This is a genomic window from Thioalkalivibrio sp. ALJ16, from assembly GCF_000377345.1.
Lineage (GTDB): Bacteria > Pseudomonadota > Gammaproteobacteria > Ectothiorhodospirales > Ectothiorhodospiraceae > Thioalkalivibrio.
Map to the genome: position 1 here is coordinate 65498 of NZ_KB898049.1, position 9774 is coordinate 75271.

At 69.4% G+C, this 9774-nt stretch carries 6 protein-coding genes and 1 pseudogene; 1 reads left to right on the top strand and 6 read right to left on the bottom strand.

Annotated elements, in window-relative coordinates:
• Positions 1-178: 178 nt before the first annotated feature.
• From D000_RS0110770 to D000_RS0110780, 3 genes are read right to left on the bottom strand one after another with little or no spacing between them, the layout of a single operon-like run.
• The gene (locus D000_RS0110770) at positions 179-2203 is read right to left on the bottom strand and encodes a chemotaxis protein CheA (RefSeq protein WP_018873530.1); all 2025 of its coding nucleotides are present in this window, start codon (positions 2201-2203) and stop codon (positions 179-181) included.
• A 2-nt stretch (positions 2204-2205) separates the two neighbouring features.
• Complete coding sequence (locus D000_RS0110775; protein ID WP_018873531.1) at positions 2206-2568, bottom strand: response regulator; 363 nt, start codon at positions 2566-2568, stop codon at positions 2206-2208.
• A 12-nt stretch (positions 2569-2580) separates the two neighbouring features.
• Complete coding sequence (locus tag D000_RS0110780) at positions 2581-2880, bottom strand: lipid asymmetry maintenance protein MlaB (RefSeq protein WP_018873532.1); 300 nt, start codon at positions 2878-2880, stop codon at positions 2581-2583.
• A gap of 218 nt (positions 2881-3098) precedes the next feature.
• Between D000_RS0110780 and D000_RS13490 the strand changes: the two genes are divergently transcribed.
• Entirely contained in the window at positions 3099-5078 is a 1980-nt protein-coding gene (locus D000_RS13490) for a GNAT family N-acetyltransferase (protein WP_051074967.1), read from the top strand.
• Positions 5079-5084: 6 nt separating this feature from the next.
• Here the strand turns inward: D000_RS13490 and D000_RS0110790 are convergent, their stop codons facing one another.
• The 3 genes and pseudogenes from D000_RS0110790 to D000_RS14495 all read right to left on the bottom strand — a co-directional run bounded on the left by D000_RS0110790 (position 5085) and on the right by D000_RS14495 (position 9749).
• Positions 5085-7100 carry a methyl-accepting chemotaxis protein gene (locus tag D000_RS0110790; RefSeq protein ID WP_018873534.1) on the bottom strand — a complete coding sequence of 672 codons (2016 nt, stop codon included), beginning with the start codon at positions 7098-7100 and terminating at the stop codon, positions 5085-5087.
• A 179-nt stretch (positions 7101-7279) separates the two neighbouring features.
• The gene (locus D000_RS0110795; protein ID WP_018873535.1) at positions 7280-9187 is read right to left on the bottom strand and encodes an ATP-binding cassette domain-containing protein; all 1908 of its coding nucleotides are present in this window, start codon (positions 9185-9187) and stop codon (positions 7280-7282) included.
• A 354-nt stretch (positions 9188-9541) separates the two neighbouring features.
• A pseudogene (locus D000_RS14495) lies at positions 9542-9749 on the bottom strand (hypothetical protein).
• Between the last annotated feature and the right edge of the window lie 25 nt (positions 9750-9774).

Below are 9774 nucleotides of genomic sequence, written 5' to 3' on the forward strand. Positions count from 1 at the left end.
GCGCGCAAAAGCGGCCGAGCCCCTGCATGGAATGGTTTGTGGGGTTGGGACCCGAGGTTCCCCGATCCAGCGTTGCGCTGCTTGCGGGTAGCGCCACTACCCGCGGCGCACCGCGCCTTGTCTCGGAAAACCTCGGGTCCCAACGCGAGCGTATTCATTGGTCAGTGTTTCCCCCGATTCAGGCCGCGCGGGTATCGCGCCCGGCGGCCATTCGCGCAATGCCCGCCGCATCCAGAATCAGGGCGACCTGACCATCCCCGAGGATGGTGGCGCCGGCGGTACCGGGGACCTTGCGGAAGTTGGTTTCCAGTGTCTTGATCACGACCTGCTGCTGGCCGAGCAGGTCATCCACCCGCAGGGCCACGCGCTGGTCATCGGCCTCGGCCACCACCAGCAGGGCCGGGTCGGGCAGCGGGCTGGGCTCGGCGCGCCCGAACAGGGCGGCCAGGTCCACGATCGGGATGTATTCGTCGCGCAGGCGGTAGAGCGGCAGCTTGCCGAAGGCCTGCTGCACGCTGCCAGCCTGTGTCTGCAGCGATTCGACAATCGCGATCAGCGGGATCACGAAGGTCTCCTCGCCCACCTTCAGCAGCTGGCCGTCCATGATGGAGAGCGTCAGCGGCAGGCGGATGGTCAGGCGCGAGCCCTGGCCGGGCTCGGACTCCAGCTCCACGTTGCCGCCGAGGCCGCGGATGTTCTTGCGCACCACGTCCATGCCGACGCCGCGGCCGGAGAGGTCGCTCACCTGGTCGGCGGTGGACAGTCCGGGTTCGAAGATCAGCTGCAGGATCTCGTGGCGTTCCAGGTGCTGATTCGGTCCCACCAGGCCGGCATCGCGCGCCTTGGCGAGGATGCGTTCGGCATCCATGCCCTTGCCGTCGTCGCGGATCTCGATGATCACGTTGCCACCACGATGGTAGGCCTCCAGCGTGACCTCGCCGGTCTCCGGCTTCCCGGCTGCACGGCGGGCCTCGGGCAGCTCGATGCCATGGTCCACCGCATTGCGCACCAGGTGTACCAGCGGGTCACCCAGGTGCTCCATCACGGTCTTGTCGATCTCGGTGTATTCGCCCTTCAGGGTCAGCTCGATCTGCTTGCCGAGCTTGCCGGAGATGTCGTGCACCAGCCGCGGGAAGCGATTGAAGATCTGCGCGATCGGCACCATGCGGATGCCCATCACGCTCTCCTGCAGCTCGCGGGTATTGCGTTCCAGCTCCGCCAGGCCGTTGCGCAGGCGCTCGATCTGCGCCTCCATCTGCGACGGGTCGTCTTCCAGCTGTTCGCTGATGTCGGTCAGCATCGACTGCGTGATCACCAGTTCGCCGACCATGTCGATCAGGGCGTCGATCTTGCCGGTATTGACGCGCATGGAGCTGGATTCGCTGCCACGACTGGCGGCGGGCTGCCGGGTGCCGCCTGCGGCGGTCGCCTCGGCCGCGCTGGCCCCCGCGTCCGGCGCATCCGGGGGCTCGGCCCCGGCCCCGGCGTCCGCGGTCAGCGGCTCGATGTTCAGGTCGCATTCGTCCTCGACCCACTCGAAGACCTCGCGCAGCTGCTCCTCGGTGGTGTCGCCTTCGAGCTCCAGGGTCCAGGCGAGGTAGCACTCCTCCGGGTCGAAGCCGGCGGCGGTACCGGGGAGATCACCGGTCTCGCAACTCACCCGCAGCGTGCCGAATTCTTCCAGCACCTCGAACATGCGCAGCGGGTCGTTACCGGTGCGCATCAGGTCTCGGTGCGGCTGGAAGTGGATGCGCCAGCCGGCGCCGGACGAGGCCACAGCTGTGTCCGCCGTCTGCGATGAGGGGGCTTCCGCCGCCGGCTCGCCCAGGTGGGCCTCGATCAGTGTGCGCACCTCGGCGATCTCGGCCGGGTCCGCCTCGCCGCCGTCGCGCGCAGCCTCCAGCTGCGCGCGCAGGATGTCCACTGCGCGCAGCAGCAGGTTTACCGTGTCACGGTCGGCGGTCTGCTCGCCGTTGCGCAGGCGGTCGAGCAGGGTCTCGACGCCATGGGTGAACTCGGAGATCGCGGCAAAGCCGAAGGTCCCGGCCCCGCCCTTGATGGAATGCGCGGAACGGAAGATCGTGTTCAGCGTTTCCGGATCGCCGCCGCCCTCCAGGGCCAGCAGCTCGGTCTCCATGCGCTCCAGCCCCTCGAAGCTCTCCTCGAGAAAGGCGTCGACGAACTGGGACATGTCAATGGACATGACTAGCGCAGCACCCGGTTGACGGTGTTCATCAGCTGGTCCGGATCGAACGGCTTGACCAGCCACCCGGTGGCGCCGGCCGCCTTGCCTTCCTGCTTCTTGTCCGCGCCGGCCTCGGTGGTCAGCACCAGGATCGGGGTGAACTTGTAGTTGCCGAGCTTGCGCAGCTCGCGCGTCAGCTGCAGTCCGTCCATGCCCGGCATGTTGACGTCGGTGATCACGAGATCCGCCTTCAGCCCTTGGGCCTTGCTCAGGCCGTCATTGCCGTCGCGGCCCTCGGTGACCTCGTGTCCGGCCTGTTTCAGCGTGAATGCGACCATCTGGCGCATCGAGGCGGAGTCGTCCACCACCAGTACCTTTGCCATGTCGTTGTGTCCTTAATTCGGGTCGTGAATCGTGGGTGGGGTCTGCATGCGGGCGTGCAGGTCGGCCAGACCCAGGGCCCCCAGCGCGTGCTCCAGCGTGTCGCTGCAGGACTCGTAGGCCACGGGCTGGCCCTGAGCGCGGGCCGTCTGTTCCGCGAACAGCAGCATCTGTGCCCCTGCCGCATCGATTGCCTGCACCGCTCCTGCCTGCAGCATCACGGGCTGGCCGTGGTCGATCGCCGCGTGCAGTGCCTCCCAGCATTCGGCCACCGTGTCGATGCGCAGTCGGTCGGGCAACGTAATCGTGGTCATCTGCAGTACCCTTTCGTGAGTGATGAAGCGGGAACCATCCCGCCCCGGACCCATTTGTACAGTGTTTGTACAGGAATTAACAGGGCGTCTCTAACAACCTTGTACGGCGGCGGTCGCAGAAACTTGAGATCCAGTCCACACAATATCGCCGGCCGCCTGCAGGGCGAAAGGCCGGGTCCTCATGGGCCACAGGTGTCTGCAGGCGCGCGGGGGTGGTCATGACGCAGCCCCCCAGGCGCCTGCTGGCTGTGTCGGCAGCCGCCTCCGGGCCTGCCCGTGCCGCCCGGTGGCTGGCGCGAATGCCCTCCGGCGTGCGGGTGCTGTGGGTGGGTACGCACGCCCCCGCGGGTGTGCCCGCCACGCGTCCGGCACAGGCCGGTCATCATCTCGGCTCCGAGTGCGACGTCGTGGTGTTCGAGGCGGGCACCCCCGTGGCCGGTGATGCCCTCGCGGTCGCCGCCGGCCTCCTGCGCGGGGGCGGGATTCTGCTGCTGCTCGTGGAGGCGGCCGCGGCCTCTGGTGGCTGGACGCAGCGCTGGCAGGCCGCGCTGCGTGCGCCGGTGGTGGAGTGGGTCGAGGACCCGCCGGACCACTGGCCGCTGCCCAGTGGCGACGGCCGCGGGGCGTTTGCGTGGACGCCGGATCAGGTGGCCGCACGACGCCTGCTGGATACGCTGGGCCCAGGCGAATGCCGGGTGCTGACCGCGCCCCGGGGGCGTGGCAAGTCCACCCTGCTGGGCGACTGGATGGCTGCGGTATGGGCCGACAGCGGGGCGTGCGCGCGACTTACCGGTCCGACCGAAAGGGCGGTGCGCGCGGTGCGCGCCGCGGCCCGCGCCCGCCTGGGCGCGCTGCCGCCGGCACTGGATTATCGGGCGCCGGGCATGCTGGAGGCGGCCGCCGAGCGCCCCGGGACCCTGGTCGTCGACGAGGCGGCTGCGCTGCCGGTGGACCAGCTGTTGCGGCTGGCGGGGCGGGCCAGGTGCCTGGTGCTGGCGACCACCACGGGCGGGTTCGAGGGCAGCGGGCAGGGCTTTCGCCTGCGGGTACTGCCGGCCCTGGAGCAGGCCGGGTTCCGGGTGCGGCAGGCCCGGCTCGAGACCCCGGTGCGCTGGGGCGCGGCCGATCCGCTCGAAGACTGGCTGGATGCGCTGTTTCTGTTGCGCGCGCGCAGCGCCGTGCCCGCGCCCCAGGCCGTGCGCTGGCGCTGGGGGGCGGCCGCGGGCCTGGTGGACCAGCCGCCGCGCCTGGAGGCCGTCGCCGGCCTGCTGGCGGATGCCCATTACCGTACCCGCCCCTCGGATCTGCAGCGCTGGCTGGAAGACCCCGCGATGCGTCTGCTCACCCTTGAGGGTGCGGGCCCCGGTGACCTGTTTGGTGCGGTGCTGGTGACTGCGGAGCCGGGGCTGGAGCGCCCGCTGGCCGAGGCAGTCTGGGCCGGCGAGCGGCGTCCGCAGGGGCACTTCCTGCCCTGTGTCCTGGCCGGGCTTGGGGCGCTGGATCTCGCGGGGCGTCCGGTCTGGCGGATCCAGCGTATCGCGGTCCACCCCCTGTGGCAGGGGCGTGGCCTCGGGAGGCGTCTGCTGCGTGCGATCGCGGATCGGGCGCGCGCGGAGCGGGTCGCCCTGCTGGGGGCCAGCTTTGGCCTGGATGCCGGTCTGTTGGGCCTGTGGCGGCGCGCCGGTTTTGACCTGGTCCGGGTCGGGTTGCGGCCCGATCCGGCCAGCGGGCGCCCGGGGGGTGTGGTGTTGCGGGCGGTCGACGCGGCGGCGGGCGAGGTGCGGGAACTGGCCGCGGCGCAGGCGCGTGACTGGCCCGCCTGGCGCGAGCGCCTGTGGCCGGGGCACGAGGCCGCCCTGGCGGACGCACTGGAGCGTGTGCTGCCGGAGGTGGCCGCCGCGGACCCCATGCCCGCGCGGGACTGGCAGGAGATTCGGGCCTTTGCGGAACGTGCCCGACCGCTGGAGTGGGCGCTGCCGGCCCTGCTGCGCCGGCTCGGTGCCGACCCGCCCTCCGACGCGGAAGGCAGGCTGCTGGCGGCGGCCCTGCAGGAACGCCCGATGGACTGGGAGGCCCTGGCGATGCGGGTCGGGGTCTCCGGACGCCGGGGCGTGGTGCGCCGCCTGCGCCAGGCCGTCAGGGCCTGGCAGGCAGGCTGCGACTGGGGCTGCAGCCCCGAAGCTGCGCCCGGGGATTGACCGGCGTCAGAGCCGGAACTGGGCCAGCGCCTGCTGGATCTCGCGTTCCACCTGCTTCAGTTCGTCCGAGGCCGCGCTGACCCGGTCGGCGGTCTCGGCGGACTGATCGGCCTCGTCGGAGATCTGCACGATGTTGCGGTTGATGTCTTCGACCACGGTGCTCTGCTGCCGCGCGGCCACCGCGATCTGATCGGTCATCTCCACGATGGTGGTGACGGACTGGCGGATCTGCTGCAGGGCCCCGTTGACCTCGGCGGTGTGCTCCATGGTGGCCTCGGCCTCGTCCTGGCCTTGCTGCATCGCCGTGACCGCGCTCGCGGTCGCCGTCTGCAGACGCGAGATCATGGTCTCGATCTCGTCGGTGGACTCCTGGGTCCGGGTGGCAAGTTTGCGCACCTCGTCGGCCACCACCGCGAAGCCGCGCCCGTGCTCCCCGGCGCGTGCGGCCTCGATCGCCGCGTTCAGCGCCAGCAGGTTGGTCTGCTCGGCTACGCCACGGATCACCTCGAGGATGGTCCCGATCTGCTTCGAGTCCTCGCCCAGCCGGGCCACGGTTTCGGCGGCCTGCTCGACGGTGCCGAGCAGCGAGGACATGGATTCGATGTTCTTTTCCATGACCTGCGAGCCGTTGTCGACGGCCTCGCTGGCCTGGTCGCCGGCCTGCGACGTCGCATCGGTGTTGCGTGCGATCTCTTCGGCACTGCTCTGCAGCTCGTTGATCGCGGTGGCGACGCGCTCGGTCTCGTCGCGCTGGCGCGCGACTGCCTCGCGGGCCTGGTAGGCCTCCTGATTTAGGTTCTCCGTCGCCCGGTTCAGGGTCTCGGTGCTGCCGCGGGCATTGCCGATCGCCTGTGCGATCTTGTCGGTGAAGCGATTGAAGGCGCGCCCGAGGCGTGCGGTCTCGATCAGGCCGTGTTCATCCAGGCGCCGGCTCAGGTCGCCATCGCCGTCGGCGATCTCCTCCAGGGCGGTGGTGGAATGCGTCAGTGCCCGGCGTACGACCAGGATGATGAAGACGGCACCGGCGACGCCGAGGATTACCCCGATCAGCGCCAGAATGCCCTGGGTGACCTGGGTCGCACGCATGGTCACGCCCAGGTCGCTGGCCGCCTGCTCGGCGCGCTCGGTAATGCGATGGCTGAGGGCCTGCAGTTCGGCGCGCGCCTCGAAGATCACCGGGCCGACCTCGGTACGGATCAGCCAGGCATCCTGCAGGGCCTCGTCACTGCCGTGGATGCGGACGATGTCCTGGATCGCGCTGTCGAGGATGCCCAGCTGCTGCTCGAAGTCCTCCACCGCGATCTGCTGTTCGAAGTCGAGGTCGTCGTACTGCTCCAGCAGCCGTGCCAGCACGTCATGGGTCTGGCCCAGGTACAGGCGCAGGTTTTGTTCGAAGGAGTCGTCGCGGAAGGCGATGAAGCCGCGCAGGTTCGAGGTGATCTGCAGCAGGTTGGCGCGCAGGGTGTGGAACTCGCCCAGCCGCTCGAACGACCGCTGAAAGCGCGGACGTCCCATTTCCTCGTTGATCATGGTGCTGGTCAGCTGCGTGAGCTGGATGTTCGCTGGATTGGCGCGCGCATTGGCCACGCCCTGGGCCGGCATGTTCTCGGAGATATCCTCGGCGATCTCGATCAGGCGGTCGCGGTGGGCCGCGAAGGCGTCGATGCGGTCCCGCGCGCGTTCGGCGATCCGGGTCAGCTCATCGGAACCCTGGACTACCGGGTCCTGCGCCAGTGCGCGCATCGCCTGGTCGAGTTCTTCCATCGCGGTCAGCCAGGCCTCGCGGTGCTCGGTCTCCTCGCTCATCAGGTAGAAGCCGAGGAAGGCGGCGCTTTCCTGCAGCAGCTGCTCCACATCGTTGGCCCGGGCCACCGCCGGATAGTCCGACTGGGTCAGCTCGCTCACCCCCTGGCCACCGACATTCAGTGCCCGCAGCGCGAGCAGCGAGTTGATGATCAGGATGGCGACGACCAGGCCGAAGCCGGCAATCAGCAGCCCGCGAATGGAGATTTTGTCCAGCATGCGATGACTCCTTGTGCGCGCCGTGCCGGGCCTCCGGACACGATGCGGAATCGGTGGCGGCGATGTAGCCGCGCACCCGAAAGGTGGCTGTTCAACCCCTGTTACGGCAGGCACCGGCGGGAGTTGAGCGTGCTCCCGGGCCGGCCCCGGTCGCCCCTCCCGGGTAGACGCGCCGGGGCTCAGCCGGATTCCAGTTGTTCCCAGCGCTGGTAGCACTGGGCCAGCTCCGCCTCGACCTGCTCCAGCCGGGTTTGCAGGTCGCGCATGCGCGTGCCGTCGCGCAGGGTTTCAGGATCGGTCATCGCCGTGCTGATGGCCAGCTGCTCCTGCTCCAGGGTCTCGATGCGCGCTGGCAGGGCCTCCAGCTCGCGCGCATCCTTGTAGGACAGCTTGCGCGGGGCGACGGAGCCTGCGGCCGGTGCGGGTGCCTCCGCGGCCGGCTTCTTCGGGGGCGCTTCCGGTGTCGGTGCCTGGCTGCCGGCACCCTCGAGCAGGCGCCGGGTGACGCGCTCCGGCAGGTCCGACCAGCCGCCGACGAATTCCTCCACGGAACCGTCGCCGGGCAGGACCAGGGTTGAGGTGGCGACGTTGTCCAGGAACGAACGGTCGTGGCTGACCACGATCACGGTACCCGTGTACTCGATCAGCAGCTGTTCCAGCAGCTCGAGGGTCTCGACGTCGAGGTCGTTGGTGGGTTCGTCCAGTACCAGCAGGTTGGCCGGGCGCAGGAACAGCTTGGCCAGCAGCAGGCGATTGCGTTCGCCCCCGGACAGTGCGGATACCGGCTGGCGCGCGCGCGCCGGCGGGAACAGGAAGTCCTCCAGATAGGAGAGGATGTGGCGGCTTTCGCCGTTCACCATCACCCGGTCGCGGCCTTCGCCCACGGCGTCCTGCACCGTGGTGCTCTCGTCAAGCCGGGCCCGCGCCTGGTCGAAGTAGGCGATCTCCAGCTGGGTACCGAGCTTGACCGTGCCCGACAGTGGCGGCATCTGGCCGAGCAGGCCGCGCAGCAGGGTGGTCTTGCCGGCGCCATTGGGCCCGACGATGCCCAGTGCATCGCCGCGCTGCAGCAGCAGGTTCACGTTGCGCACAATCGGCTGCTCGTAGCCGAAGTCGGCGTGTTCGGCCTCGATCACCAGCCGCCCGGAGCGCTGTTCCGGGCTCAGTTTCATCTTGACCTGGCCACCGCGTTCGCGCCGTTCGGCGCGTTTCTTGCGCAGGGCCTGCAGGGCGCGCACCCGGCCCTCGTTACGGGTGCGGCGGGCCTTGATGCCCTGGCGGATCCAGGTCTCCTCCTGGGCAAGCTTGCGGTCGAACTCCGCGCGCTGACTGGCCTCGGTCTCCAGGCGTTCGGCCTGGCGCCGGCGGAACTCCTCGATCGAGGGCGGGTGTTCGTACAGGTGGCCCCGGTCCAGTTCCAGAATGCGGGTGGCCACGCTCTCCATGAACTGGCGGTCATGGCTGATAAAGACCACGGTCAGTCCGCTGTCGATCAGGAATTCCTCCAGCCAGCGGATGGCCGCCACGTCCAGGTGGTTCGTGGGCTCGTCCAGCAGCAGCAGCTGCGGGCGCTGCACCAGCTCGCGCGCCAGCCAGACCCGGCGCTTGAGGCCGCCGGACAGCGCCGCGAACGGGGCCTCCGGGTCCAGGCTCAGGCGCGATATGGTGGTCTCGACCCGGTTCTGCAGGCTCCAGCCGTCCAGCGCATCCAGCTGCGACTGCACTGGCCCCATCTTTTCCAGGGCCTGCATGTCGCCGCCCGCGGCGGCCTGGCTCAGGTGATGGAAGCGCTCCAGCAGGCGCCCGACCTCGCCCAGGCCCTCGGCGACCACGTCGAACACGCTGCCCTCGATCCCCGGTGGCAGTTCCTGGGTCAGGTAGGCGGTGGTCAGGCCGTCCTGGCGGGTGATCTCGCCGGAATCCGCCTGGATCTGGCTGCTGATGACCTTCAGCAGTGTGGACTTGCCCTCGCCATTGCGTCCGGCGATCGCGACCCGTTCGCCTGGCTCCAGGCTCAGGTTGATGCCGTCGAGCAGGGCGGCCATGCCGTAGGCCAGGTGGATGTTGCGCAGGGTCAGCAGTGCCATTCGGATTCCGGTCGCGAGCGAGTGTGGTGGCGGGCGCCAAGCCTATCACCTTGGCGTGCGAGTGGCGGCGTCCAGCCGCCTGCTGTTGGTGGCTGGTCCCGGTTCGGCCTCTCTGGTGTTTACGGTGCCTCCGGCCGGTCGTCTGCCTTGTAGTGGCTGGTCCTGGTTCTGCATCCGGTGTTTACGGTGGCTCTGGTCCACATACTGCCAAGCGCTGACTCGCCAGCGCGCCCCGAGGTCCTTTCTTGCTTGCCCAAGAAAGGACCCAAAGAAGGGCACCCGGATTTCGCCAGGGAACCTCGCTCCGGACGTGCTGGGCCGGCGGCGCTGAACTCGCTGCGCCTGCGGCTTCGCTCAGACATCCAGCGCCTTCTCCCGGCCCATCACGCCCTCCGCGAGGGGCTCCATACGGGGGAGGAAGGTCAAGACAGAAGGTGTTCCAGCCCCACGACACCACAACAGCCCTGCCGCCTGAAAGCCCCAGGCGCCCGCTCGCGGGCGCGGCACGCAACGGCCCAAGGCCGAGCGTGCCCAGATGCCGGAAGACCCAGCCTTGATCCATTACCACGAACCTGTGGACCGCCGTT

Bases quoted from the DNA above. Each gene is read 5' to 3' on its own strand.
- D000_RS0110795 (WP_018873535.1), bottom strand. From the start codon at position 9,187: ATGGCACTGCTGACCCTGCGCAACATCCACCTGGCCTACGGCATGGCC.
- D000_RS0110780 (WP_018873532.1), bottom strand. From the start codon at position 2,880: ATGACCACGATTACGTTGCCCGACCGACTGCGCATCGACACGGTGGCC.
- D000_RS0110790 (WP_018873534.1), bottom strand. From the start codon at position 7,100: ATGCTGGACAAAATCTCCATTCGCGGGCTGCTGATTGCCGGCTTCGGC.
- D000_RS13490 (WP_051074967.1), top strand. From the start codon at position 3,099: ATGACGCAGCCCCCCAGGCGCCTGCTGGCTGTGTCGGCAGCCGCCTCC.
- D000_RS0110775 (WP_018873531.1), bottom strand. From the start codon at position 2,568: ATGGCAAAGGTACTGGTGGTGGACGACTCCGCCTCGATGCGCCAGATG.
- D000_RS0110770 (WP_018873530.1), bottom strand. From the start codon at position 2,203: ATGTCCATTGACATGTCCCAGTTCGTCGACGCCTTTCTCGAGGAGAGC.